General features: G+C 62.3%; 33 protein-coding genes and 1 tRNA gene. 17 read left to right on the top strand and 17 right to left on the bottom strand.

The genetic code is table 11. The features are described 5' to 3' along the window. Positions 1-29 precede the first annotated feature (29 nt). The 12 genes from METH_RS06515 to METH_RS06470 all read right to left on the bottom strand — a co-directional run bounded on the left by METH_RS06515 (position 30) and on the right by METH_RS06470 (position 4,680). Positions 30-668, bottom strand: a complete 639-nt coding sequence (locus METH_RS06515; RefSeq protein ID WP_024089636.1) for a hypothetical protein — start codon at positions 666-668, stop codon at positions 30-32. Further along, positions 652-864, bottom strand: coding sequence for a hypothetical protein (locus tag METH_RS06510; protein ID WP_156927448.1), 213 nt, complete (start codon positions 862-864; stop codon positions 652-654). The genes METH_RS06515 and METH_RS06510 overlap by 17 nt, the downstream gene beginning before the upstream one ends. Then, complete coding sequence (locus tag METH_RS06505) at positions 852-1,061, bottom strand: hypothetical protein (RefSeq protein WP_024089634.1); 210 nt, start codon at positions 1,059-1,061, stop codon at positions 852-854. Before METH_RS06505 ends, METH_RS06510 begins: the two co-directional genes overlap by 13 nt. Next, positions 1,061-1,492, bottom strand: a complete 432-nt coding sequence (locus METH_RS06500; protein WP_024089633.1) for a hypothetical protein — start codon at positions 1,490-1,492, stop codon at positions 1,061-1,063. The genes METH_RS06505 and METH_RS06500 overlap by 1 nt, the downstream gene beginning before the upstream one ends. Further along, the gene (locus tag METH_RS25355; protein ID WP_425412328.1) at positions 1,410-2,171 is read right to left on the bottom strand and encodes a helix-turn-helix domain-containing protein; all 762 of its coding nucleotides are present in this window, start codon (positions 2,169-2,171) and stop codon (positions 1,410-1,412) included. The genes METH_RS06500 and METH_RS25355 overlap by 83 nt, the downstream gene beginning before the upstream one ends. An 11-nt stretch (positions 2,172-2,182) precedes the next feature. Then, positions 2,183-2,539, bottom strand: a complete 357-nt coding sequence (locus METH_RS24445) for a hypothetical protein (protein WP_024089632.1) — start codon at positions 2,537-2,539, stop codon at positions 2,183-2,185. Beyond that, positions 2,539-3,066: a hypothetical protein gene (locus METH_RS06490; protein WP_024089631.1), complete on the bottom strand. Its 528-nt coding sequence runs from the start codon at positions 3,064-3,066 to the stop codon at positions 2,539-2,541. Before METH_RS06490 ends, METH_RS24445 begins: the two co-directional genes overlap by 1 nt. Continuing rightward, entirely contained in the window at positions 3,066-3,452 is a 387-nt protein-coding gene (locus tag METH_RS06485; protein WP_024089630.1) for a hypothetical protein, read from the bottom strand. The genes METH_RS06490 and METH_RS06485 overlap by 1 nt, the downstream gene beginning before the upstream one ends. A gap of 3 nt (positions 3,453-3,455) precedes the next feature. Then, the gene (locus METH_RS06480; RefSeq protein ID WP_024089629.1) at positions 3,456-3,725 is read right to left on the bottom strand and encodes a hypothetical protein; all 270 of its coding nucleotides are present in this window, start codon (positions 3,723-3,725) and stop codon (positions 3,456-3,458) included. 49 nt (positions 3,726-3,774) lie between these two features. Then, positions 3,775-3,939 carry a hypothetical protein gene (locus METH_RS23790; protein ID WP_024089628.1) on the bottom strand — a complete coding sequence of 55 codons (165 nt, stop codon included), beginning with the start codon at positions 3,937-3,939 and terminating at the stop codon, positions 3,775-3,777. After that, entirely contained in the window at positions 3,926-4,378 is a 453-nt protein-coding gene (locus METH_RS06475; RefSeq protein WP_024089627.1) for a hypothetical protein, read from the bottom strand. The genes METH_RS23790 and METH_RS06475 overlap by 14 nt, the downstream gene beginning before the upstream one ends. Positions 4,379-4,461: 83 nt before the next feature. Beyond that, positions 4,462-4,680, bottom strand: coding sequence for a helix-turn-helix domain-containing protein (locus METH_RS06470; RefSeq protein ID WP_024089626.1), 219 nt, complete (start codon positions 4,678-4,680; stop codon positions 4,462-4,464). An 83-nt stretch (positions 4,681-4,763) separates the two neighbouring features. Here METH_RS06470 and METH_RS06465 point away from each other — a divergent pair, with 83 nt between their 5' ends. The 13 genes from METH_RS06465 (at position 4,764) to METH_RS06400 (ending at position 12,917) form a co-directional block, all read left to right on the top strand. Continuing rightward, entirely contained in the window at positions 4,764-5,372 is a 609-nt protein-coding gene (locus METH_RS06465; RefSeq protein ID WP_044008584.1) for an XRE family transcriptional regulator, read from the top strand. A 2-nt stretch (positions 5,373-5,374) separates the two neighbouring features. Further along, positions 5,375-6,154 (top strand): hypothetical protein, encoded by a 780-nt coding sequence (locus METH_RS06460; protein WP_024089624.1) that lies wholly within the window; start codon positions 5,375-5,377, stop codon positions 6,152-6,154. 408 nt (positions 6,155-6,562) lie between these two features. Beyond that, positions 6,563-6,820, top strand: a complete 258-nt coding sequence (locus METH_RS06450; RefSeq protein WP_024089622.1) for a hypothetical protein — start codon at positions 6,563-6,565, stop codon at positions 6,818-6,820. 3 nt (positions 6,821-6,823) lie between these two features. Continuing rightward, entirely contained in the window at positions 6,824-7,183 is a 360-nt protein-coding gene (locus METH_RS06445; RefSeq protein ID WP_024089621.1) for a hypothetical protein, read from the top strand. Further along, a complete protein-coding gene (locus tag METH_RS06440; protein WP_156927447.1) occupies positions 7,174-7,485 on the top strand; it encodes a hypothetical protein in 312 nt (103 codons plus the stop codon). The genes METH_RS06445 and METH_RS06440 overlap by 10 nt, the downstream gene beginning before the upstream one ends. A 105-nt stretch (positions 7,486-7,590) precedes the next feature. Then, the gene (locus METH_RS06435; RefSeq protein ID WP_024089619.1) at positions 7,591-7,974 is read left to right on the top strand and encodes a hypothetical protein; all 384 of its coding nucleotides are present in this window, start codon (positions 7,591-7,593) and stop codon (positions 7,972-7,974) included. Positions 7,975-7,977: 3 nt separating this feature from the next. Then, on the top strand, positions 7,978-8,739 hold the full coding sequence (locus METH_RS06430; protein WP_024089618.1) for a hypothetical protein: 762 nt from the start codon (positions 7,978-7,980) through the stop codon (positions 8,737-8,739). Continuing rightward, entirely contained in the window at positions 8,739-9,803 is a 1,065-nt protein-coding gene (locus tag METH_RS06425) for a recombinase RecT (RefSeq protein ID WP_024089617.1), read from the top strand. The genes METH_RS06430 and METH_RS06425 overlap by 1 nt, the downstream gene beginning before the upstream one ends. Continuing rightward, positions 9,803-10,345 carry a hypothetical protein gene (locus tag METH_RS06420; protein ID WP_024089616.1) on the top strand — a complete coding sequence of 181 codons (543 nt, stop codon included), beginning with the start codon at positions 9,803-9,805 and terminating at the stop codon, positions 10,343-10,345. The genes METH_RS06425 and METH_RS06420 overlap by 1 nt, the downstream gene beginning before the upstream one ends. Then, positions 10,342-10,719 (top strand): HNH endonuclease, encoded by a 378-nt coding sequence (locus tag METH_RS06415; protein WP_024089615.1) that lies wholly within the window; start codon positions 10,342-10,344, stop codon positions 10,717-10,719. The genes METH_RS06420 and METH_RS06415 overlap by 4 nt, the downstream gene beginning before the upstream one ends. Positions 10,720-10,879: 160 nt before the next feature. Beyond that, complete coding sequence (locus METH_RS06410) at positions 10,880-11,539, top strand: hypothetical protein (RefSeq protein WP_024089614.1); 660 nt, start codon at positions 10,880-10,882, stop codon at positions 11,537-11,539. Positions 11,540-11,664: 125 nt separating this feature from the next. After that, positions 11,665-11,874: a helix-turn-helix transcriptional regulator gene (locus METH_RS06405; protein ID WP_052348674.1), complete on the top strand. Its 210-nt coding sequence runs from the start codon at positions 11,665-11,667 to the stop codon at positions 11,872-11,874. Continuing rightward, positions 11,871-12,917, top strand: a complete 1,047-nt coding sequence (locus METH_RS06400) for a tyrosine-type recombinase/integrase (protein WP_024089611.1) — start codon at positions 11,871-11,873, stop codon at positions 12,915-12,917. Before METH_RS06405 ends, METH_RS06400 begins: the two co-directional genes overlap by 4 nt. Positions 12,918-13,027: 110 nt before the next feature. Here METH_RS06400 and METH_RS06395 read toward each other — a convergent pair. The 3 genes from METH_RS06395 to METH_RS06385 form a co-directional block, all read right to left on the bottom strand. Next, a tRNA-Leu gene (locus METH_RS06395) sits at positions 13,028-13,113 on the bottom strand. Positions 13,114-13,220: 107 nt separating this feature from the next. Continuing rightward, positions 13,221-13,757 carry a tetratricopeptide repeat protein gene (locus METH_RS06390; RefSeq protein WP_169731255.1) on the bottom strand — a complete coding sequence of 179 codons (537 nt, stop codon included), beginning with the start codon at positions 13,755-13,757 and terminating at the stop codon, positions 13,221-13,223. Between the two features lie 133 nt (positions 13,758-13,890). Further along, positions 13,891-14,361, bottom strand: coding sequence for an Lrp/AsnC family transcriptional regulator (locus METH_RS06385; protein WP_024089609.1), 471 nt, complete (start codon positions 14,359-14,361; stop codon positions 13,891-13,893). A 125-nt stretch (positions 14,362-14,486) separates the two neighbouring features. Here METH_RS06385 and putA point away from each other — a divergent pair, with 125 nt between their 5' ends. From putA to METH_RS06370, 3 genes are all read left to right on the top strand, one after another. Next, positions 14,487-17,900, top strand: coding sequence for a bifunctional proline dehydrogenase/L-glutamate gamma-semialdehyde dehydrogenase PutA (putA, locus tag METH_RS06380; protein WP_024089608.1), 3,414 nt, complete (start codon positions 14,487-14,489; stop codon positions 17,898-17,900). 53 nt (positions 17,901-17,953) lie between these two features. Continuing rightward, complete coding sequence (locus tag METH_RS06375) at positions 17,954-18,724, top strand: rhomboid family intramembrane serine protease (protein WP_024089607.1); 771 nt, start codon at positions 17,954-17,956, stop codon at positions 18,722-18,724. A gap of 334 nt (positions 18,725-19,058) precedes the next feature. Further along, positions 19,059-19,439, top strand: coding sequence for a GFA family protein (locus METH_RS06370; RefSeq protein WP_024089605.1), 381 nt, complete (start codon positions 19,059-19,061; stop codon positions 19,437-19,439). Between the two features lie 81 nt (positions 19,440-19,520). Here the strand turns inward: METH_RS06370 and METH_RS06365 are convergent, their stop codons facing one another. Continuing rightward, positions 19,521-20,306 carry an inositol monophosphatase family protein gene (locus METH_RS06365; RefSeq protein ID WP_024089604.1) on the bottom strand — a complete coding sequence of 262 codons (786 nt, stop codon included), beginning with the start codon at positions 20,304-20,306 and terminating at the stop codon, positions 19,521-19,523. A 189-nt stretch (positions 20,307-20,495) separates the two neighbouring features. Between METH_RS06365 and METH_RS06360 the strand changes: the two genes are divergently transcribed. Continuing rightward, on the top strand, positions 20,496-21,515 hold the full coding sequence (locus METH_RS06360; protein ID WP_024089603.1) for an NADP-dependent oxidoreductase: 1,020 nt from the start codon (positions 20,496-20,498) through the stop codon (positions 21,513-21,515). A gap of 84 nt (positions 21,516-21,599) precedes the next feature. Here the strand turns inward: METH_RS06360 and METH_RS06355 are convergent, their stop codons facing one another. Next, positions 21,600-22,505, bottom strand: coding sequence for a LysR family transcriptional regulator (locus tag METH_RS06355; protein WP_024089602.1), 906 nt, complete (start codon positions 22,503-22,505; stop codon positions 21,600-21,602). Positions 22,506-22,707: the final 202 nt, after the last annotated feature.

The following is a 22,707-nucleotide window of genomic DNA, read 5'->3' as shown; positions in this document are numbered from 1 at the left end:
CCCGCGATACTATAAAACCGGCAATTCCGTTATTTGTCAACAACCTCAGCGAGCAATTTCAAGGCATCGAGGAATCTTTTTCCGGCGGGCGTCAGAGCTGCCTCTCGGACCGGATCCTTCCTGCCGCGGACCACGGCGAAGATGGCGGACTGGTGGTGCGCCGAAAGGTTCTGGACGTATCCACGCCACCGCATCCACGCGTTGACAGCGTCGCGGTGCTTCTCTTCCTCGCTGCGGAGGTCGAGGTCATCATCGGCGCAGGTTTCCAGGCGTTCGGGAAGAAACTCGACCTTCGCCACCCTGGCATGTATCGGGACGCCCAGCACGATCTTGGCATAGCGCGCCTCGGCTGCAGTGAGGCCGGCGTAGATATCCCAGAGCTTCGCCGCCTCCGCCCCACTATGGCGCATGTAGATCGCCTGCCCCGCCGCCTCACCGAGTGCCTGCGCCCTCATCGCCGGCAGGTCGTTCGGGTCGGCGCCCATCTGCCGCGCCCTCACCTTGAGGCCCGCGACGTCCGCCGCCGCCTCGGCCTTGACCTCCGCCGTTCTTTTCGAACGGGTTGAGTTCCCGTCCCGCTCCCGGCGCGGTACCGGCGCCAGCCCAGGAAGCGCCCGCCGCGCCTCAAGCTTGCGCGCCCGCGCCCTCGTTTCACTGCCCTTGCCCAAAATTGCCTCCTACGAAAATTGCCTCCGCCACCTCTTCAGGTGTCGGCTTCCTGTTCTGTTCGGCCTCCAGTGCTGCCTGGAGGCGCTCGATCTTCTTGCGCAGCTGCGCCCGCTCGACCCACAGCGCCTTGATCGTCTCGGCCTGCGTTTCGACCTGACTGCGAAGTGTGGCCAGCTTCGCCTTCATGCGTGCCACCACTTCCGCCCCTGGCGGAGTTTCCGCAGCGGTTTGCCAGAGGCGACCTTGTCCGGAGCCTCGACCAGCCTGTCGCGCGTCGCGGCCTGCCAGCGGGTGCGCTGCATGATCTCCTCGAGGATGACTTCTGCTTCCCGCTCGAGCTGGGATTGCACCTCGAACCTGGTGGCGTCGTACTTGCTTGAAGGTTCGGCCATCAGCGATCTCCTCCGAACCGGCGTGGCGTGAAACCGATCTCCCGCATAATCGCCTCGGCCCGTTCCGCCGATACGCGCGGCTCCTCCGGCTCAGCGGACTGGTTCGGCACAACCTTCGGCTTCGGCCGCTTGCGGAGAATGACCGCGCGGATCGCGCCGGCGTCAGGCTTGGCGAGGCGGCCGCTGGCGGTGCGATTTTTGGGGTCGGTCTGGTAGTCGCGCCAGGCGGCCCGGATTTCGCTGTGAGAACAGTTCTCGAGCACGTCCATCCAGCCTTCCAGTTCGATCGCCTTCACGGCGTCCGGGGTGTCGGCGTGCTGCCAGAACTGGCCGAGAATTGCCTGGGCCCTAACCCCAATCTTGGCCCGATGTTCCTGCTGCTGCTGCGGTGACAACGCGTTGAAGCCGGTCGGGGTGGCGGGAAGGTTCATGGTGGCCTCCTGAAATCGGGGTGAGCTTTGGTGTCTTGGAATTGCGCATCCAGTTGCGCCAGGTCGCTTGCCAGTCCAGCTTGACGCCCTTCTGGCCTGGCGCGCTGCGCCAATAGTCCTGGAATTTTTCGGCTTCGAGCCTGATCGTGTTTTCAGCCCAGCCTTCGGAAATCGCCCATTCGCGCCAGCCCCGGGGCAGAACCCAATCATCGGGCAAGCGTGTTCCTCGACTGCGCGCCTTGCCCGGCTTTTTCGGCGGGGGACCTACAGGGGGTACTGACGGTTCAATGATGGTTCCTGACGGTTTGGGTGCATCTGGTGCGGGGGTAGAGGTGCATTTCGTGCGGGGGGGTGGTGCATCTGGTGCGGGGTGCATTTCCTGCGGGGGTGCATCTGGTGCGGGGTGCATTTCCTGCGGGGGTGCATCTGGTGCGGGGGTCGGGCGCACGAAATACAGGTTTGATCCGTTCCGGCCTGCACCGGGGATAATCTCTACATAACCTTGCGCTTGGAGCTTCCTGATGTTTGTCTGAACTGCCCGCTCTCCGAGGCCGGTGCGCTGGCACAAGCGAGGAATGGACGGATAACAGCGCCCCTCGTCATCAGCGTGATCCGCAAGGGCGAGCATAATAAGTCGCTCTGTGGCGCCCAGTGTCTCGCTCTCGAATACGGCTGACATGATGCGGATGCTCATTGTGCGTCACCTCTGATCTCGACATAGACAGCGCCGCCCTTCTCAACCGGGCCGAATTCGACCGGCCAGAGGCAGCGGAATCCGTGGTCATCCACGCCCATTGCGTCGGCGATGCCGTCAATCAGCGGCTTCATCTGGCCGGGCATGTTCTGCAGGTCGCGCCGCAGGCGGTTTGGCGGGCAGAAGGTGAAATCCAGCACCACACCCGGATCAGGCTGCAGGCGCGCCAGCTGGGCGTGCCAAGCGCTCGTCAGCCGGTAAGCCTTGGTCGCCGCAGCCTTGGGGCGCCAGTGCCCCTTGGCGTGCGGCTGGAGGCCTTTCGGCGGCCAGGGGAACTTGATGACCTTGCCCATCAGGCGGCCCTCCCGATGAATTCGGTAGGACCGGATCCGCGCTGATCGAACAGATACCAGGCGCAGTTGTCCTTGCCGGTGTGCGGGCTGTCTTTGATCCACTTGACGCGCCCCACGGACACCACCTTGCGCAGCCAGGGCATGAACGGCGCCGCTTGCTTGGTGTGCATCCAGTCGGCATCGAACAGCAGCCATGTCGGACGCACGGCCGAAAAATGGGCAATCATGGGGTGAAGGACTTTGCGGTCCCACGGAGGGTTCGTGACGATGAAGTTAGACCCAGACACACACATCGGGTCGACGCCCTGCGCGGCGTCGTGCTTCCTGATGCCATCAGCGCGCGGCTCAATGTCGGTGGCCGCGTAGCAAAAGCCTGGAAGCGCCTCGATCAGCGCCCCGTCGCCCGCGCACGGCTCCCAATAGCTCCACCAACCGTCGGGCAGATGCGCCAGCAACGGCGCCACGGCCTCTGGCGGGGTCGGATAGAAGTCGCGCGGGATGCGCTCGAAACTACTGCGCTTCCCCATCAGCCTTTCCCCGCGGCCCGGCGCATCCGGCGAATGCAGCGCTTCATGATCAGTTTCCGCTCCCCCACGTCCTCGGAGAGGATCAGCTTGCGGCGCTCGATCCGCACATGCAGCTTGGCAAGGCGCTCGACCTCCTCGGCCTCAGCAAACTGGAACCAAGGGGCATCAATGCCGAACGGCTCCACCAGTGGCGGACCACCGTTGCTGCCGATCAGGGCGGCTAGGCGTTCTGCCTCTCGGTCCTGCGCCGCTATCTCGGCCTCCTGCTGCCGCTTCAGGCGCAGGAAAAGCGCATCCAACGGGTCAACCTGTACACCTATTGTCGGTGTACAGGCGCTGGCGACATCGGCGGCGCAGAACGAGTTTGGGTGGATCAGCGTGGTCATGTCTCAATGAGCGCTTTCATATTGCCCGCACGCCCAAGCCGCTGAGCCGTCGAAAAGCTTGCCCTGCTTCTTGGTGTGCACCTTCACCTGCGAGCAGAAGCCGAACCCCTTGCTTTTGCCTCTTGTGACCTTTCCATCGCGATAGTGAGCGCAAGCTGTGCACTTCGCTTTCAGCTCCGGCCTTGCCCAGGTGCATTGACCCTGCCGCGTCATAGCGATGCGGGTTGAGAGGTCATCACCGTTGATATTCTTGTGGGTCGGGTCTTTCATCATCGGGCCTTCTCCTTTTTGCAGGGTGAAACGCTTCCGGCGGACTGCTCTCTTATTTCCAGTACGCCTCAATCTCTTGTGTCTTGGCGTCGAATGCCGGGCCGTGCAGTTCACCGGACCACTTGCCAGCCCGGCGCATGTGGATACGCAGGGCGAACAAGCAGCAGGAAGATCGCTGGCGGTTGATGGCGGTGATAATTGGGTCAGGCGCGCTCATGCTGCCCCTCGAGCACTTTCGCTTCCGCGCAAGCACGAGCGCGGCGCAGTACGTCGATGGCCTCGTCAATTTCGACACCGGCTGCCGCCCAATCTGCGGCGCTAGCAGACTGCTCTGCCGCGAGGATCGAAGATACAGCCTCGCCTGCCTCCTTGCTGATGGCGCCAGCCTGCGACAGGATCGAACCCGCAGCCGTCTTCTCGTCAGGGTTCATACGCCGCATACGGTACCGAGTGACCGGGTGCCGTCCTGCGGCATCCTCCAGGGCCCAAACCTCATCAATCGGCCAGCCGCATTGCCCTGACAGACGACGAGAAAGCGTGCCCTTGCCCACCGGCTGGCCGGTTCTGGCGCGGATAGCTTCTGCCGCTGCATCGAGGCAGCCAAACGCCGGGCTGTCGATCAGAGCAACCATCTGAGCGTTGATAACGTCACGCATGGGGGAAACCTCGTTTTCTTTGAGTTTCGCGGAGCCGCCCCCAAATCGTAGCTATGGAAGCGGGAATTGGCATAGAGAGGGGGTTAGGCGGCATCCCCGAAGAGGCCAGCCAAATCCGGGCGCAGATCTCGGACACTGACGCCGAGAGCCTTTGCCAGCCTCCCGACAGTCTGCGGCCCGGGGCTGCGCTCATTGCGTTCGATCAGGCTGAGGAAGGCGCGGGAAATCCCCGCCTCTTGGCAGATCTTTTCACGCGAAAGCCCGTTTGCACTGATGTGTTCGGTGATATTCATATCGAACATTTACATTATGTGAATTTTGCGAGCAAGGGGAATTTTACATAATGTTCATGGCCGACACAGCCCGTTTGCCGCATAGAATTGGCATGAAATTCAGCATACGTGAAAAGCGCCTCGCGGCAGGCTTTACCCAGGAAGACATGGCAGACCAGCTTGGGATCTCCACCGGCCTCTATAATGGCCTGGAGAAGGGCAGCCGCCGGATGAATGAAACTTACCTGGAGGGGATTGCCAATATCTTCGGGGTGTTGGTGTCAGACCTGCTCATCGAAGACCGCCCTACCATTGCCATCGCCGGCAAGGTCGGTGCTGGCGCTCAGGTGCCGGTGTTCGACGCCTACGAAAAGGGCGACGGGCCGCAGGTGGAATGCCCACCTGGCCTGTCCCCGCATGGCGTGGTGGCGGTCGAGGTCGAAGGCGACAGTATGGAGCCGATTTATTCGCACGGGGATCTGCTGTTCTACACCCGCAACGGCCATGATGCGGTGCCATCCGACGTGATCGGCTATCGATGCGTTTGCGAGGATGCGGACGGCATGGGCTGGGTCAAACAAGTGAAGGCAGGCGATGAGCCGGGGCTATTCCACCTGATTTCATTGAACCCCGGCGCAAACACCATGTGGAACGTGCGGCTGAATTGGGCGGTGCGGGTACGGCTGCACTGGCCGGCGGAACTTGCTAAAAGGGTTCAATAATTGTGCCCCCTCAAGACGCTCCTCGCTTCTGGAATGCCGCCGGCTATCCGGCCGACAAAGTTTCGCGCATCCTCTTTGAGGGCGCGCAAACCGATACAGGCGACTTTTCCAGTGAGCAGAAAGCCTGCCTCGAAGTTTTCCGCTCCATTCGAGAAGTGACCCAGGCGCCGATTTTCATCCAGGAAAACAGTCAAGTAGCACTTATCAACTTTGGGTCACGGCTAAAAACTTGCGGGTATCTATTCAGGGACCGAGAAGGCATCATTGTATCAGTTTCGGATCGCGTTCCCACTCGCGCGCTCTTTCACGAGCTTTGCCATTTCAAGCTCCGCTGGGTTGATAAGGTCCCCCACCTGCAGCTACCTAGGAGCGCTTTCGGGCGCGCTGCGCAAAGCCTTCTCAATAATGAACTGGACCATTTGGAAATCGTACCAAGGGAAATTGAGGTCTTCGGAAAAAAGGCTGAAAAGATATGGGCAAAACGCTGGTCTGACTTTCCCAAGAACACTGGGCGGCAAGCCTGGCCGACCATCGCAATAAGAACGCTTTGCGCAACGGTAGCCTTACAGCCTGAGAGCCGGACAAAGGTGGCGAAAACTGCCAGGCGCCTCGGCCTTCAGGAGAAAGCGGACAGCTTCGCGCGTGAAATGATGAAGTTGCGCCCTGACCGGTCAGCTATGGTGAGGTTCGCTCTCGAAGCATTCGAAATTAAGGCATCTGGTGGCATGCTGCAGGTGGAATCCCCCAACGATGGCCGGCCATCAATAGAGTTCATCTCCTAGGTTAAACACCAAAACTCGACAATTTCCCCACCATAATAGTCTGGGTACGCGGTCCAGTCCGAATACTCTGATATCGGCGCACCAGGCCCAGTAAATTTATGCCGCACCTCGTTCGACAGGACATTCCACACCGTCTCATCCAAACGCGGCGCGTTGAAATTCCCCTCCCAGATGCGCTCCAACGCGAACTCATTCGCGTACCTAAAGTAGACCGACGCTCCCAGCTTCGAAACCATGCACCCAGCCTCTCCGCTCCGGCGGTTATTCTTTGCGCGCACCATGCGCTGACAGGGGCAGTGTAGCATGAACCGGTAGGCGTGCCACCGGTTTTTCACATAGTGTGAATTTTCTTCTTGCATGCATATTTCACATTATGTAAAACTTCTCTCGAGCAAAGGGAGAACCGAGATGAACGCACTTACCGAAAAGTTCCGCATCGCAACTGGCAAAGTTGTCGCCCCGGTTTTCACCTGCGGCTGCTGCAAGGACGTGACCGCCTTCGAAGACCACATGAGCGATGACTTCGGCGCAGAACACACCCGCGCCGTCCGCGCCGCCTACGGCTTCAACGTTTGCCACGCCTGTGCCGATGACTTCGAACCGGCCAAAGCAGGCGAATACAACAACCCCGATGAGACTCATGACCTCCGGGCAGAGGAGGCGTGAGCGATGCTTGATAGCGCCCCTGCCCTCGCCGTCGTTGTCACCCCGTTTACACCGTCTAACCCGGCCTGCATTGACACCCACGCGGCCTTTCTGGATGGCCACGCCTCGCCAATCACCGGCTTCGGTGATTGCCCGCTGGGCGCCCTGACCGATTTGGCTGACGTTCTGATCGACATGGGCCGGCCTGAGCCGATGATTGGGGCCCTGACCCAGCGCGTTGCTCTGGAAGGTGCCGACGCGCTTTGCCACCTCATCGACTGGTTCTGTGCCTGGGAAGACGCTGACCGCTACATCCCGCTGGCAATCGACCTACTGGAACCTCTGGACAAGGCCGCCGCTGATGAGCGCCGGAAGTGGTTTTGATCATGCAGCAGGACCCCACATTCATGTCAGAGGCGCGCCGTTTGGCCGCCACCTCCCCGGCGGCAAAAACCACCACTCACGACGATAGCTGCCGGGGGCTGGGCGGGGAGAATGACATGGGTCACCATCTGGCCCGCATAAATTCCCCCGCCTCCAAATACGAGGGCTGCTACCTCGCCCGTCGAACCGTGGCCATCCAGATCTTGTTCTGGCTCTGCATGGCTATCGGCGCCCTCTCCATCGGCGCCCAGCTGACCGGCCACGCCGAAACCCTGCGCGCCATGTGGCACCAGACACCCTGAACTCCCTGTAGGGCACCGCGTCCCCATTGTTGGCGCCCCACCTCACCCCGGCGGTGCATCTGTGCCCGCAGAACGCCGCCGGGGGCTGTTCGAAAGGAGCGAGACATGATCCGTCAGCCGACGCCGCCCAGAAAGGCCTTTGCCTGGTGGAACGCTGCGCTGCGTGACCCGCGCACACCGCGCCATGAGGGCGAACCGCAGGCGGGCTACTACAAGCGCCGCACGGTCAAGAATGGCCCTTGGGTGCCCCTGCGCATCCGCCTTGTGCAAGCCATCGACCGGGAAACCGGCGAGCTGACCGAGCCGGAAATCCACGTTGCGGAGCAAGACGGTGCCTCCTTCGATCCGAACCCGATCTGGACCCACTGCCGGCCGATCTCATCCCGTGAATTCAACGACCTCACTGCGCGCCAGGAAGATCTGCCTTTGATGGCTGCCACCCATGCGCCGGTGGACCTTTCCGAAACCCCTATTCGTCCAGGAGCTTGATCAATGACCGAACATAATCCCCGTGCCTTCATCGGCGGAAACAACCCGCCGCCCTATGACCCCATCGTGGTCGAAAAGCTGAACACCGAAGCGGCGGGCTTCCTCGACGCCGCAGCGGAGTGGATCGAGAAAGGCGATATCACCTCTGAAGGTGATGCCCAGCTGCTCAACGATTTCATTGCGGGTGCAAAAAAGCGCAAGACCGCCACCGACAAGGCCCGCGCCGCGGCCAAGAAGCCGCACGACGACGCTGGAAAGGCCGTGCAGGCTGCGTTCAAGCCGATCATCACCAAGCTTGAATCTGCCGTCTCGAAAACCTCCCCCCTCCTCACCACCTGGCTGCAGAAGAAGGAAGCGGCCCGGCAGGAAAAACTCCGGATCCAGCATGAAGAAGCACGCCGGGCGCAGGAGGAAGCAGACCGCAAGGCTGCAGAAGCCGCGGCCCGCAATGATATCAGCGGCGAGATCGATGCGGAGGCAGCCCGCGAGGAAGCCGACCTGATGGCCAAAGATGCGGCACGCGCGGCGAAGTCGAAAGCCAATGTCACAAGCGCCACCGGCGGCGGCCGCACGGCTTCGCTGCGCACCTACCACACTGCAATGGTGGTCAACGTGCGCGCTGCCTTCATGCACTACCAGGAAAACCCTGCCCTTGCCGAGTGCCTGCGCTCGCTGGCGGATGCTGAAATCCGCTCCAAGGACTTCGATCCGGAAACCATGAAGATCCCGGGCATTGAAATCATTACCGACCGGAAGGCCGTCTAATGAGCACCGCCATTGCCAAGAAACCTCTGCGGCAGGTCGACAGCGTCCAGCATCTGCTCCAGAACGATCAGGCCCGCCAGCAGCTGTCTGCTGTGGCCGCCAAGCACATGAACCCCGAACGCCTGATGCGGGTCACGGCCAACGCCATCCGCACCACGCCCAAACTGCAGGAATGCGAACCGCTTTCCTTCCTCGGCGCGCTGATGCAGTGCGCGGCCCTGGGGCTGGAACCTAACACGGTTCTCGGTCACGCCTACCTGATCCCGTTCGAAAACCGCCGGAAGGAGGTCACCGAGGTGCAGGTGGTGGTCGGGTACAAAGGCCTGATCGATCTTGCCCGCCGCTCAGGCCATATCACCAGTATCAGCGCCAACATCCACTATTCGGATGATGAGATGTGGGAATACGAAGAAGGCACCGAGGCCCGCCTGCGGCACCGCCCCGGCCCGCAAGAGGGCGAAAAGCTCCATGCCTATGCCATCGCCAAATTCACCGATGGCGGCCACGCCTATGTGGTCCTGCCCTGGGCGCAGGTGATGAAGATCCGCGACAACTCGCAGGGCTACAAGACGGCTATCCGCTACAACAAAACTGACAGCCCTTGGATGGCGCATGAGGACGCGATGGCCAAAAAGACCGCCATCCGGGCTCTGGCCAAATACCTGCCGCTGTCCGTCGAGTTCGTGGATGCCGTGCAGATCGACAACGATGCCGGCACCCGGGTGGATTACGCCTCCTTCGCGATGAGCCCCAAGGACGGCACCACCATCGACGGCGAGTTCATCGAAGAGGACGGCGAAGAGGCGGCGCCCCAGCAGGACGCCGAAGAGACCAAGCCTGCCGCCGAAAGGGCTGAGGCAAAGCCGAAGGTCCAGGACGCACCCGAGGCGCCGGAAGAACACCGCAAGGCGTTTGAGCAGATCGAGCAGGATCTGACCGATGGCGCACCGGCTGAGGCAACCGCGAAGTTCCATGCGGAAGCCCTGGAAAAGATGAAGGCCGAAGCACCCGAACTTCACCAACAGGCTCTGGAGATGATCCAGAAGGCGGAGCAAGAGGACTGATGCGCCAGAATGACCTCATCCGCGTTGTGTGGACCGGCCACGCGCTGGAGCCGGACGGCAACTATGCCATGCACCAGCTGCACGACCGCCTCGGCGCGGGCGAGGTCATCAACGTGGACCTCGACCCGGACCGGTCCGAGAAGAGCCACAAGCACCAGTTCGCATTCGTGCGAACCGCGTGGCAGAACCTGCCGGAAACGCTGAAGAATGCGCCGTTCGCCAAGAATGCAGAGACCCTGCGCAAGCATGCCCTGATCGCCACGGGGTTCTGCGACACGGAAATGGTGCCCGTAGGCTGCCCGCGGCGTGCTGACCGCGTTGCCGCCTCGATGTCCCGCCTCGCCGCCCGCCTTCACGGCTATGCCGTCACCAGCATCGAGGGGCCGGTGGTCTACTGCCATACGCCTCACAGCCAGAACCAGCGCGCCATGGGGGCCAAGGCATTCCAGCAGAGCAAGCAGGCCATCTTGGAATGGCTCGCCCATCTGCTGGAAGTATCCCCCGATCAGCTGGCCAATGCCGGAAGAAAGGAAGCCGCATGAGCCGTCCGGTCAAAGAATGGATTGGGAAGACCGACACCACCCCGGCGCCCACCCGCGTGAAAGCCCGGATCGTCATGGCGCAGGACGGCATTTGCGCCTGCGGTTGCGGCGCCAAGCTGGGCGCCTCCGGAGAGGCTATCGAGTTCGATCATGAGGACGCCCTGATCCTTGGCGGCGAAAACCGGGAGGCCAACCTGCGCGCCCTGCGCCGGCCATGCCACCGCGTCAAGACGAACCAAGACGTTGCGCAGAAGTCGGTCGAGGCCAGAAAGCGTGCCAAACACCTTGGCCTGCACCAACCCAAGAGCGCCCTGCCCGGCAGCAGAAACACCAAATGGAAGAAGAAAATAAGCGGCGAAGTTGTTCCCCGCTAACCGAATCCGCATTGCGCCCTGACAGCAACCGGGCACCCGAACCAGCATGAAGCAGCCGCAGAGTGCGTCCTGCAGAAACCCGCCAGACTTGGTTCACTCCTTTTGCCGCAATACCCGCCCGGTTGCTTTCAAGGCGCAGTTTAACCCCTTGGAGAAATTCATGAAGACACTTCGGATCCTGATCGGCTGCGAAACTTCCGGGGCAGTGCGCCGCGCCTTCCTCGATCGCGGCCATGACGCATGGTCCTGCGACCTGCTGCCTGCCGATGACTGCAGCAACCGCCACATGCAGTGCGATATCCGCGAAGTGCTGAGCATGGGCTGGGATTTGCTTGCTGTGATGCATCCGCCCTGCACGCGCCTCTGCAACAGCGGTGTGCGCTGGCTCAGCAAGCCGCCCAGAGGCCGGAGCTTGCGGGAAATGTGGTCAGAGCTGGACGCGGGCGCCGATCTGTTCTCCACCTGCTGGAACGCCCCCATTGAGCGCGTGGCAGTCGAAAACCCGGTGATGCATCGCCATGCGAAGGAGCGGATCAAGAATTACCGGCCCGCTGCCCAGCATGTGCAGCCATGGTGGTTTGGCGAACCGGCCTTCAAATCGACCGGTCTCTATCTGCGCGGCCTGCCGCCACTCAAACCAACGAACCGTCTGACCCCGCCGGCAAAGGGCACTGAGGAACACAAGCGCTGGTCGTCAATTCACCGCGCCAGCCCCGGCCCCGACCGGTGGAAGCTGCGCAGCAAAACCTTTCCCGGCATCGCCGCCGCCATGGCCGAACAATGGGGCGGCTGGGCAATCGAGCAGGAGCAAGCAGCATGAAGTTTACGACCAGCAACGACACTTGCTTTTGCCCGCTCAGGCGCGAACGGAAAAAGACCGATGACGGGTGCGTCAGCGATGCTGACAACGCATTCGCGGATGATCGTTTGAAAGAGGGTGCATAGATGGCGACCATTCAACCTGCCGCCTTACGCGAATCCAACGCGGCTGCCTTTCTGGACCTGTCCGTGACCAAGTTCCGCAATCTGGTCCGGCGCGGCGCCCTGCCCGGCCCTGTGCGGCTGGCAGATGGCGTGGAGCGCTGGCGCGCCGACGATCTGCGCGCCATACTCAGCGGCACCGCTGCGCGGCCGTCCGAGGACTTTGAGCTGTGAAGAAACCCGCCAAGCCCAGGATCACCAAACCGCACCTTGCCTGGAAGTGGAACAATCGCCGCGGAGTTTGGGAACCATACCACCGGATCACATGGACCGAGGGCGGCAAGCGGCGTGAGCGGACGGTGAAACTGGACTGGCAAGGCGATGCCGAGCGCCTGGACGTGCTCTACTGGGAGTGCGCAACCGGAAAACACCAGCGGCAGAAAGCCCAGGCCAAGCACACCTGGCGTGCGCTGATCGGGGCATGGCGACAAGATCCCCGCATTCAGGGTAGACTTTCGGACGGCACGAAAAAGACCTACCGGCGCGACATGGAAGGCATTCTCGAGAAGAACGCCGACAAGGATGTGCGGCGCACCACAAAGGCAGCCGTACGCGCAGCCCATGCCAAGCTGGCCGATACGCCGCGCAAAGCCGACCGCTACCTGCAGACGATCAGCCTGCTGTGGAACTATGGCGCGAACAAGCTGGACTGGCCGCTTGGCGACAACCCGACGAAGGGTGTGGACCACTACGGCAAGCAGCGCGAATATGAGCCGTGGCCCCAATGGATGGTCGACCAGCTGGAACAGGCGCCGGAGGACGTGCGCACCGCAGCCTCCCTGATCCTGAACACCGGCCAGCGCCCCAACGCCGCAATCTCGATGAAGTTCTCAGACTTCGACGGCGACTGGATGAGCGTCCTGGACGAAAAGAACGACGAGCGGTTGGAGGTCTACTGCCCTGCGGAACTGCGCACTTTCATTGCCTCGGCGCCGCGCAAGGGTGCCTATGTGCTGGCGAAGAACCTGACGCAGCCGCGCGGCTATTGGGCCGTGTCCAAGGCGTTTCGCGCGTGGCGCACCGACCTCGGACCAAAGGCAGAGAAATACGTGCTGCACGGGCTGCGCAAGCTGTCGATCATCCGGCTTGCCGAGGCCGGGTGCAGCGATGCCGAGATCCAGGCAGTGACAAACCAGAGCGCCGAAATGGTCGCCTATTACCGCGCACGCGCAAGCCGAAAAGCCCTGTCCCGCTCCGCTCAGCAGCGCCGGAAATAGCCTGGACCAGAACAGGAACGAAAAGAGACTGTGGGAGCAGGTTGTGGGAGTGGCTCAGTTTCAGTGTTTTCCACACTTCACCAAGCGAGCAAATTTCCCTGTAAAATCAATGGTGCGGACGGCGGGACTCGAACCCGCACGGCCATACGGCCAGGAGATTTTAAGTCTCCGGTGTCTACCATTCCACCACGTCCGCGCAAGGCACCGCAGGACGGCGCCTTAGCAGCAGGTCTAGCCTTCTGAATTCATGCGGACAATCGGTTTTCGGCGCCTATCGGAAAATTTCCCGCGTCCGGGGCAGGACTACAACTCCACATCACCTGCGCCCTGCGGTGCCAGCGGCCCGCCCGGTTCGGCCAGATGACGCTCCGGCAGCCAGGGGTTTAACGCCAGCGCTTCGGCCAGGGCCGCGCGTGCTTCATCCAGCCGTGACAAGCCGTAAAGCGACAGCGCCCGTCCGCTCATCGCGGCGACATGGCGGGGCGACAGCTCCAGCGCCCGGTCCAGATCGCGCAGTGCGGCGGCAAAGTCCCGGCGCAGGTATTGCACAAAGGCGCGCTGGTTGTAGCCCTCGGCATAGTCCGGGCAGTATGAAATCAGCTGGTCAAAGTCCTCCAAAGCCCCCAGAAAGTCGTAGGCCGTGCGCTTGGTCATCCCGCGGTCCAGCATGGCCTGAGCCTGCAAATCCGGCGCATCGGCCCAGAACTCCCACATCCGGTTGGCAATCTCGCGCGCCTGATCCTCGGTGGCGGCCTTCTGCACCTCGTGCAGCAGCCCGTCCAGCCGGGTGCTATGGTCCGGAGCAGCCGGGCAATCAGAGGCCTGCACAGGGGAAACCACGGTCAAGGCGGAGAAAACCGCAGCAATTCCGGTTAAGCGAGGCGGTGTGCGAAACAATTTATAGAGCATGCTTCTATGCTGGCATATTTCAGCATTCGATCAAGTCAACTGCGCGTGCGCATTCCGCCCCGCCCTACAGGGGTGCCAGTGCGCCGTCTTCCTTGACCGCTTCCATCGCCACATAGGTCGAGGTTGAGGCGACATGCGGCAGCGAGGAAATCTTTTCCCCCAGCACCGCCCGGTAATCGGTCATCGAGCGGGTCCGCACCTTCAGCAGATAATCGAAATGCGACGCCATCATAAAGGCCTGTTCGATCTCCGGCAGCTTCACCACAGCCGCGTTGAACTTGACCAGCGCCGCCTCGCGGGTGTCGTCCAGTTTCACCTCGACAAAGGCGACGTGATCCAGGCCCAGCCGGATCGGGTCCACCAGAGCGCGGTAACCGGTAATGATGCCCTCAGCCTCCAGCCGCCTGAGCCGGGTCTGGGTGGGCGTTTTCGACAGGCCGATTTTGCGGGCCAGATCGGCAATGGAAATCCGGCCGTCCTCACTCAGCACATTCAGAATCGCCCGATCAAACCGATCCAGTTCAGGAAAGTTCATTTGGACCTCCTTATTCCTGATTTTGCTCTCTTTCACCTAAGTATTCCTTATCTTTGGGCGATTGTCCCGCCTGAAAGGGGGTATCTTATGCAAAAGCCCTGCACACCCTTTGTGGAGTTCCCCGCATGACACCCCAACCAAAACTGCGCCACCGGATCGACGCCGGAACCTATGCCAATCAAACCGCGATGCGTGACCAGCTGATTGCTCAGGCAGCCCTGTCCGAGGCCGACCGCGCCCGGATCTGTTCCAATGCTGCCGCGCTCGTGCGCGACATCCGCGGCCATTCGGCGCCCGGCCTGATGGAAGTATTCCTGGCCGAATACGGTCTTTCCACCGACGAAGGCGTGGCTCTGATGTGCCTGGCCGAGGCGCTGCTGCGGGTGCCGGATGCCGAAACCATCGATGCGCTGATCGAGGACAAAATCGCGCCCTCCGACTGGGGCAAGCATCTGGGCAAGTCCACGTCTTCGCTGGTCAATGCTTCGACCTGGGCGCTGATGCTGACCGGCAAGGTGCTGGACGAGGAACGCAGCCCGATCGGTGCCCTGCGCGGTGCCATCAAGCGCCTGGGCGAGCCGGTAATCCGCACCGCCGTCAGCCGCGCGATGAAGGAGATGGGCCGCCAGTTCGTGCTGGGTGAGACCATCGAAAGCGCGATGGACCGCGCTGCGGGCATGGAAGCCAAGGGCTATACGTACTCCTATGACATGCTGGGCGAGGCCGCCCGGACCGAGGCTGACGCAGCCCGCTATCACCTGTCCTACTCCAAGGCGATCTCGGCCATTGCCGCCGCCTGCAACAGTGATGACATCCGCAAGAATCCCGGCATCTCGGTGAAACTGTCCGCGCTGCATCCGCGCTATGAGCTGGCGCAGGACGCCAGCGTGATGGAGCACCTGGTGCCGCGGCTGAAGGCGCTGGCGCTGCTGGCCAAGGCTGCGAAAATGGGTCTCAACATCGACGCCGAGGAGGCTGACCGCCTGTCGCTGTCGCTGGAGGTGATCGAGGCGGTGGTTTCTGATCCGGCGCTGGCCGGCTGGGACGGCTTTGGCGTGGTGGTGCAGGCCTACGGGCCGCGCACAGGCCTGGCGATCGACGCACTGCATGAAATGGCAGAGACCTATGACCGCCGTTTCATGGTGCGGCTGGTGAAAGGCGCTTACTGGGACACCGAGATTAAACGTGCCCAGGTCGAAGGCGTGGATGGGTTTCCCGTGTTCACCAACAAGGCGCTGACCGATGTGTCCTATATCTCCAACGCCCGCAAGCTGCTGGGCATGACGGACCGGATCTATCCGCAGTTCGCAACTCACAATGCTCATACCGTTGCCGCCATCCTGCATATCGCCGCAGACAAGGACAACGCAGCCTACGAGTTCCAGCGCTTGCACGGCATGGGCGAGACCCTGCACCAGATGGTGCTGGAGCAGAACAGGACCAACTGCCGGATCTACGCACCGGTGGGTGCGCACCGCGACCTGCTGGCCTATCTGGTCCGCCGCCTGCTGGAAAACGGCGCCAACTCGTCCTTTGTGAACCAGATCGTGGATGAGAACGTGCCACCAGAGGTCGTGGCTGCTGATCCGTTTGCTGCCGCCGCGGACGTGACCCGCAAGATCCCGACCGGGCCGGAGCTCTACGCCCCGGAACGCCCCAACTCCAAAGGCTTCGACCTGGGCCATGCGCCGACGCTGGCAAAGATCGAAGAAGCTCGCGCGCCCTGGCGCAGCCGCCAGTGGCAGGCCGCGCCGCTGCTGGCAGGCGACGCCCAGCCGGAGACCGCCAAGGACGTGACCAGCCCCACTGACCACCGCGTTGTTGGCACCGTCAGCCAGTGCAGCCCGGAGGATGTCGAACTGGCGCTGGCGCTGGCCGACCCATGGGACGCTCCGGCGGCGGAACGCGCCGCGATCCTGGACAAGGCCGCCGACCTTTACGAAGAAAACTTCGGCGAGCTGTTCGCCATCCTGGCCCGCGAGGCCGGCAAGACCGTTCCCGATGCGGTGGCCGAACTGCGCGAGGCGGTGGATTTCATGCGCTATTATGCGGCCCGCATCCCCGATGCGCCGCCGGCTGGGATCTTCTCCTGCATTTCGCCCTGGAACTTCCCGCTTGCGATCTTCACCGGTCAGGTTGCAGCGGCGCTGGCGGCAGGCAACGCGGTGCTGGCAAAACCCGCCGACCAGACCCCGCTGATTGCTCACCGCGCCGTGCAGCTGATGCACGAGGCCGGCGTGCCGCGCAGCGCCCTGCAACTGGTGCCGGGCCGCGGCAGCGTGGTCGGTGCGGCAATCACCTCCGATCCGCGGGTCAATGGCGTGGCCTTCACCGGCTCCACCGCCACTGCCATGCGCATCCGCCAGGCGATGGCCGACAACCTGCAGCCCGGCGCGCCGCTGATAGCGGAAACCGGCGGCCTGAACGCGATGATCGTCGACTCAACCGCCCTGCCTGAGCAAACCGTGCAGGCGGTGATCGAAAGCGCCTTCCAGTCGGCGGGTCAGCGCTGCTCCGCCCTGCGCTGCCTCTATCTGCAGGAGGACATTGCCGACACCGTTCTGAAGATGCTGAAGGGCGCAATGGATTGCCTGCATCTGGATGACCCCTGGCATCTGTCTACCGACAGCGGTCCGGTGATTGACGAAGGCGCCCGTGCGGGAATTCTCGCCCATGTCGCCAAGGCCCGTGCCGAAGGCCGCGTGCTGAAGGAAATGCCTGCTCCGCAAGGCGGTACCTTTGTCGCCCCAACGATGATAGAAATTCCCGGCATCAGCGCCCTGGAGGAAGAGATTTTTGGTCCTGTTCTTCATGTGGCGCGGTTCAAATCCCAACAATTGGATCAGGTCATTTCCGACATCAACGCAACCGGTTACGGCCTCACCTTCGGGCTGCACACCCGTATCGACGACCGGGTGCAGCATGTCTGCGACCGGGTGCATGCAGGGAACATCTATGTGAACCGCAACCAGATCGGCGCCATTGTCGGCAGCCAGCCGTTCGGCGGCGAGGGTCTGTCCGGCACCGGCCCCAAGGCGGGCGGCCCCTACTACCTCAGCCGTTTCTGCGCGCCGGACCGTCAGCAAAGCAACGCTGTGTGGGAGACCACCTTTGCTGAACTGCCTGGGGAAAGCGGCGTGCCTTTGCGCCCCGTGACCACCACCCTGCCCGGCCCGACCGGGGAATCGAACCGCCTGACCGTCTCGGCCCGCCCGCCGCTGTTGTGCATGGGACCGGGGCCCAAGGCCGCGGCGGAACAGGCCAAAGAGGTGATCGGTCTTGGCGGCACCGCAATTGCGGCGCACGGGATGTTCGATCTGCACCGGCTGGAGGCGATCCAGGGCATTGCCGGCGTGTTGTGGTGGGGCGACGAGGCAACGGGCCGCGAGATCGAACAGTGGCTGGCCAAGCGCGACGGCCCGATCATCCCGCTGATCCCCGGCACGCCAGACCGTGCCCGCGTCCTGGCTGAACGCCACGTCTGCGTTGACACAACCGCCTCGGGCGGCAACGCGGACCTGCTGGGCGGCAACGCCTGAGCTGCGCCCGATAAGTGCTTGACGCTGGGCCATTTCCGGCCCAGCGTTTCCCCATGTTTCCGATCCGCGACCACAACCCGTCCGGCCGCAGGCCCTATGTCGTCTACGTGCTGATGGCGGCGAATATCCTGGCCTATGCCTACTACACAGCCAGCTATGCCTCCCCCCGCGCGCTGGCCTATTTCTATGATGCCTATGCGGTGGTGCCGGCCGAGGTCAGCCACGGGTACGGGTTTGAAACCCTGTTCACCTCCCTGTTCATCCATGCCGGCCTGATGCATCTGGGCGGCAACATGCTGTTCCTGTGGATCTTCGGCGACAACCTGGAGGATGAGATGGGCCATCTCCCCTTCCTTGCGTTCTACCTTGCCAGTGGCATCGGCGCAGGGCTGATCCACGTCTATTCGGCGCCGGGGTCCATGGTGCCCACCGTCGGGGCTTCCGGTGCCATCGCAGGCGTCATGGGCGGTTACCTTCTGATGTTCCCCAAGGCCCGCGTCGATATCCTGCTGGTGCTGATCGTTTATTTCCGCATCCTCACGATCCCCGCTTTTGTGATGCTGGGCGTGTGGCTGGCGATGCAGTTTTTCGGCGGCCTCGGTGCCGATCCGGACCAGGGCGGCGTAGCCTATTGGGCCCATGCCGGCGGTTTTGCGGTGGGGCTGATCCTCTGCCTGCCCCTGTGGCTGCGGCGCGGCGGCCCGGCGTTCTGGAACAGAACAGACGGCCAGCCGCCGCATCCGGAAAGCGCGTATGAATACGCCGCCAGCCGCATCCCCAAACTGCCCCGCAAGAAACGCCACCCGGGGCCTTGGGGGAAATAGAATGATGGCAGAAGGTTCGTGAATGCCGGAATTGAAGCATCCCGCGGTCGGCATCGATGCGCCGAGACCTGAATGCAACGGACCGCAAAGAAAACCTGTCATGCCGGCGACTGTCAGGGCTGTTTCAACAGCGGCCTGCAGAGCCTGCTGGAAACATTTTAGGATTGATGCAAGCAGATGAACAAAGAAAGCCGTTTGATCGTCGAGCGGCCCGCAGCAATAATAACCTAAAAGTAATGCAGGCCGCTCTATCCCGGCTATCCTTCCCCCTGAAGAAGATCGGGATGTCCGGGATGTAGGGCAGCGCAAAGCTGTGTCCAGTACAGGAGGTCAAATGGAACACGTTAAAGCCAATTGCCATTGCGGCGCGGTTGAAATCGAAGCTGATTTTCCCGAAGGCCTTGCCTCTGCCGCGCGCTGCGACTGTTCCTTTTGCCGCCGCCGCGGGGCGGCTGCCGTCACCGCCATTGCCGCCAGCCTGAAGGTGCTGAAAGGGGCGGAGAACCTCAGCCTCTACACTTGGGGCACCCATACGGCGAAACATTATTTCTGCAAGACCTGCGGCATCTACACCCATCACCAGCGCCGCTCCGACCCCAGGGAATGCGGCGTCAATCTGGGCTGTATCCAAGGCGCCAATCCGCGGACACACGCGCAAACCTATGGCGAGATCCCCTGGAACGACGGTGTTAACCATCCGTCAGACCAACAATAGCCTTCCGCCCGGCCTTGATAACCTGAAACGAAAAACGCGGCCCAGAGGCCGCGTTTCAAATCGTCGGGTCTCCGGGCTGGTTCAGCCGCGGATCACCTTTGCGAAGTTATCGAAGATCGGCTCGTTCGCGCAGACCACGCTGCCGCTGTCGATAATGCCCGCCTCGGGGTCGATCGCCTCGGCAAAGCCACCGGCCTCTTTCACGATGATGATGCCCGCGGCCAGGTCCCAGGCGTTCAGGCGGCGTTCCCAGAAGCCCTCGTAACGGCCTGCGGCCACATAGGCCATGTCCAGCGCGGCAGAGCCCCAGCGGCGCACACCGGCACAGGCCGGCATCAGCCGGGCCAGGTCCTGCAGCGTCAGCGGCAGATCGGCGCGGCCGCCGAACGGCACGCCGGTGGAGAAAATGGACTCAATCATCCGGTGGCGGCCCGACACGCGGATCCGGGTATCGTTCATCCAGGCACCGGCGCCCTTCTCGGCAAAGAACATCTCGTCCTTGGCAGCGTCATAGACCACGCCCGCGACGATCTTGCCCTTATGCTCCAGCGCAATCGAGATCGCCCAGTGCGGCAGCCCGTGCAGGAAATTCGTGGTGCCGTCCAGCGGGTCGACGATCCAGCGGCGGGTCGGATCCTCGCCCTCTTCCTCGCCGCCCTCTTCGGCCAGCCAGCCATAGGTCGGGCGCGCATTGCGCAGCTCTTCCTTGATGATTTTTTCAGCGGCGATGTCAGCCTTGGAGACAAAGTCGCCGGCGCCTTTCATCGACACCTGCAGGTTCTCCACCTCGCGGAAATCTTTCACCAGGGAACGGCCAGCCTTGCGGGCGGTCTTGATCATCACATTGAGGTTTGCGCTGCCAATCATATCTGCAGTATCCTGTCACGTCGGGGAGATGCCGGTCAAACCGTGCCTATACGCCCCCTGCCCGCAGTTGCCAAGGGGCTTTGCCGCAAAGTGCCCAACCGCATTGACGCCCGGTTACCTCCTCAGGAGCGGTTGAAATCCTGCGCCATGACGCCCAGAGTTTGACGAAATCAGATCAAGGAACACCCCATGCCCGACCAGATGCAGCGTATCGTGCTGGCCAGCCGCCCCGAAGCCCAGGCCAGCGAAGACAACTTCCGCCTTGAGGTTGCCGGCTTGCCGCAACCCGGCAAAGGCGAAGTGATCGTAAAAGTCCACTATATGTCGCTGGACCCCTACATGCGCGGGCGCATGAATGCGGGCAAATCCTATGCCGCGCCGGTCGAAATCGGGGAAACCATGACCGCAGGCGGTGTTGGGGAGGTGATAGCCTCAAACAGTCCGGATTTTGTTCCCGGCGACTTTGCCCTGGGCATGTTCGGCTGGGCCAGCCATGCCTGCATCCGGGCCTCGGAGATCCGCAAGCTGGACCCGCAGATGGCTCCGCTTACGACGGCGCTCGGCGTTCTTGGCATGCCGGGGTTTACCGCCTGGCATGGCTTGCAGGCCTATGGCCGTCCCAAGGCCGGCGAAACCCTGGTGGTTGCCGCGGCCACCGGCCCTGTCGGGTCGATGGTGGGTCAGCTGGCGAAACAGGCGGGGCTGCGGGTGGTCGGCATCGCGGGCGGCGAAGACAAATGCAAACTGGCGGTGGAGGCATTCGGCTTTGACAGCTGTCTTGATCACCGTGCGCTGGGCTCAGCCGAGGCGCTCAGCGCGGCGCTGGCGGCCGCTTGCCCGGACGGGATCGACATTTACTATGAAAACGTCGGCGGCAAGGTTCTGGAAGCGGTGCTGCCGTTGATGAACAGCTTCGGCCGAATCCCGGTCTGCGGCATGATCGCCTGGTACAACAGTGCCGAAACAGAGCTGACGGCCCCCGCCATCTGGCGTTCCGTGCTGACCAAATTCCTGTCCGTAAACGGCTTCATCATCTTCAACCACTACGACCGCTACCCGGAATTCCTGCAACAGGTCGCGCCCAAGATCGCCAGCGGCGAAATCAAATATCTGGAAGATATCGCCGAGGGGCTGGAAAACGCGCCCAAAACCTTCCTGTCGATGATGCAGGGCGGCAATACCGGCAAGCAGATCGTCAAGCTGGTCTAGACCCCCGCGCCCCCTTGACAGTATCACGCAACCGCGCGGAGCGGGCACCGACGCCGGAACGGCGCCCGGCCGCTCCGCGCCTTGTCATACATGCTGCAGCTTGCGGGCTTCAACCTTGGCCAGGCGGATCAGCTCCTGCATGTAAGGTTTCTCGCGGTCCTCGGCCCGGATCGCAGCATAGAGCCTGCGGGTGATCCCCGATTTGGTCAGCGGCCGTGTCACGTAGTCCGAGGAATACTTCACCTCCCGGACCACCCAGTCCGGCAGCACTGACACGCCGCGGTTTGATGCCACCAGCAGCAGGATCACCGCCGTCAGTTCCACCTGGCGGATCGAGGCAGGCTCAACCCCCGCCGGGATCAGCAGCTGGCTGAACACATCCAGCCGGGTCTTATCCACCGGGTAGGTGATCAGGTTCTGGCCGATGAAATCCGCAGCCTCAACAAAGGGTTTCTCCGCCAAGGGATGCTGAGCCGAGGCGACAAACACAGCATTGTAATCAAACAGCTCGATAAACTCGACGCCCGCAATGTCCTCGGGATCGGAGGAGACCACCAGATCCACCTCCTCCTTTTGCAGCGCGGGCAGCGCATCAAAGGCCAGGCCGGGGCGGATATCCACATCCACATCGCCCCAGTTCTTGCGGAACCCCTCCAGCACCGGAAACAGCCATTCAAAACAGGCGTGGCATTCGATGGCGATATGCATCCGCCCGGTGTGCCCGTCGCGCAAAGAGGAAAACTCCGCCTGCGCTGCTTCAAGTTGCGGCAAGACCTGCTCGGCCAGCCGCAACAGGCGTTTTCCCGCCGGTGACAGTTTCATCGGCTTGGACCGCCGGATGAACAGCTCGACGCCGGCTTGCTCCTCCAGCCCCTTCACCTGATGGCTCAGCGCGCTTTGGGTGATGTTCAGCTGATCCGCGGCACGGGCCAGCCCGCCAGCCTCGTGAATGGCCTTGATGGTGCGGAGGTGACGGAACTCAATATGCATTATTCGATTGCGCTCATGTTGTTCTTGAGGATTATGAAATTGTCTCACAATGCTGCGCATGCAACAAGAGGTGAAATCAACCTAGCGAGAGACCTGAGATGACGACGCCCAAGATTTCCTTCGAATTCTTTCCGCCGATTCCGTGGAAAAACACCCGTTCGCGGGCGCAGAATTTCGTTGCTTGAGTTGGGCGCAAGCGCCT

It is taken from the genome of Leisingera methylohalidivorans DSM 14336, from assembly GCF_000511355.1.
Lineage (GTDB): Bacteria > Pseudomonadota > Alphaproteobacteria > Rhodobacterales > Rhodobacteraceae > Leisingera > Leisingera methylohalidivorans.
The sequence above is the reverse complement of the archived record's forward strand: the minus strand, read 5'-3'. Positions and strand labels throughout refer to the sequence as shown.

Coding starts and splice junctions, on each gene's coding strand:
- METH_RS06505 (WP_024089634.1), bottom strand. CDS start 1,061: ATGGCCGAACCTTCAAGCAAGTACGACGCCACCAGGTTCGAGGTGCAA.
- METH_RS06500 (WP_024089633.1), bottom strand. CDS start 1,492: ATGAACCTTCCCGCCACCCCGACCGGCTTCAACGCGTTGTCACCGCAG.
- METH_RS25355 (WP_425412328.1), bottom strand. CDS start 2,171: ATGTCAGCCGTATTCGAGAGCGAGACACTGGGCGCCACAGAGCGACTT.
- METH_RS24445 (WP_024089632.1), bottom strand. CDS start 2,539: ATGGGCAAGGTCATCAAGTTCCCCTGGCCGCCGAAAGGCCTCCAGCCG.
- METH_RS06490 (WP_024089631.1), bottom strand. CDS start 3,066: ATGGGGAAGCGCAGTAGTTTCGAGCGCATCCCGCGCGACTTCTATCCG.
- METH_RS06485 (WP_024089630.1), bottom strand. CDS start 3,452: ATGACCACGCTGATCCACCCAAACTCGTTCTGCGCCGCCGATGTCGCC.
- METH_RS06480 (WP_024089629.1), bottom strand. CDS start 3,725: ATGATGAAAGACCCGACCCACAAGAATATCAACGGTGATGACCTCTCA.
- METH_RS23790 (WP_024089628.1), bottom strand. CDS start 3,939: ATGAGCGCGCCTGACCCAATTATCACCGCCATCAACCGCCAGCGATCT.
- METH_RS06475 (WP_024089627.1), bottom strand. CDS start 4,378: ATGCGTGACGTTATCAACGCTCAGATGGTTGCTCTGATCGACAGCCCG.
- METH_RS06470 (WP_024089626.1), bottom strand. CDS start 4,680: ATGTTCGATATGAATATCACCGAACACATCAGTGCAAACGGGCTTTCG.
- METH_RS06465 (WP_044008584.1), top strand. CDS start 4,764: ATGAAATTCAGCATACGTGAAAAGCGCCTCGCGGCAGGCTTTACCCAG.
- METH_RS06450 (WP_024089622.1), top strand. CDS start 6,563: ATGAACGCACTTACCGAAAAGTTCCGCATCGCAACTGGCAAAGTTGTC.
- METH_RS06445 (WP_024089621.1), top strand. CDS start 6,824: ATGCTTGATAGCGCCCCTGCCCTCGCCGTCGTTGTCACCCCGTTTACA.
- METH_RS06435 (WP_024089619.1), top strand. CDS start 7,591: ATGATCCGTCAGCCGACGCCGCCCAGAAAGGCCTTTGCCTGGTGGAAC.
- METH_RS06430 (WP_024089618.1), top strand. CDS start 7,978: ATGACCGAACATAATCCCCGTGCCTTCATCGGCGGAAACAACCCGCCG.
- METH_RS06425 (WP_024089617.1), top strand. CDS start 8,739: ATGAGCACCGCCATTGCCAAGAAACCTCTGCGGCAGGTCGACAGCGTC.
- METH_RS06420 (WP_024089616.1), top strand. CDS start 9,803: ATGCGCCAGAATGACCTCATCCGCGTTGTGTGGACCGGCCACGCGCTG.
- METH_RS06415 (WP_024089615.1), top strand. CDS start 10,342: ATGAGCCGTCCGGTCAAAGAATGGATTGGGAAGACCGACACCACCCCG.
- METH_RS06410 (WP_024089614.1), top strand. CDS start 10,880: ATGAAGACACTTCGGATCCTGATCGGCTGCGAAACTTCCGGGGCAGTG.
- METH_RS06405 (WP_052348674.1), top strand. CDS start 11,665: ATGGCGACCATTCAACCTGCCGCCTTACGCGAATCCAACGCGGCTGCC.
- METH_RS06385 (WP_024089609.1), bottom strand. CDS start 14,361: ATGAACTTTCCTGAACTGGATCGGTTTGATCGGGCGATTCTGAATGTG.
- putA (WP_024089608.1), top strand. CDS start 14,487: ATGACACCCCAACCAAAACTGCGCCACCGGATCGACGCCGGAACCTAT.
- METH_RS06375 (WP_024089607.1), top strand. CDS start 17,954: ATGTTTCCGATCCGCGACCACAACCCGTCCGGCCGCAGGCCCTATGTC.
- METH_RS06370 (WP_024089605.1), top strand. CDS start 19,059: ATGGAACACGTTAAAGCCAATTGCCATTGCGGCGCGGTTGAAATCGAA.
- METH_RS06365 (WP_024089604.1), bottom strand. CDS start 20,306: ATGATTGGCAGCGCAAACCTCAATGTGATGATCAAGACCGCCCGCAAG.
- METH_RS06360 (WP_024089603.1), top strand. CDS start 20,496: ATGCCCGACCAGATGCAGCGTATCGTGCTGGCCAGCCGCCCCGAAGCC.
- METH_RS06355 (WP_024089602.1), bottom strand. CDS start 22,505: ATGCATATTGAGTTCCGTCACCTCCGCACCATCAAGGCCATTCACGAG.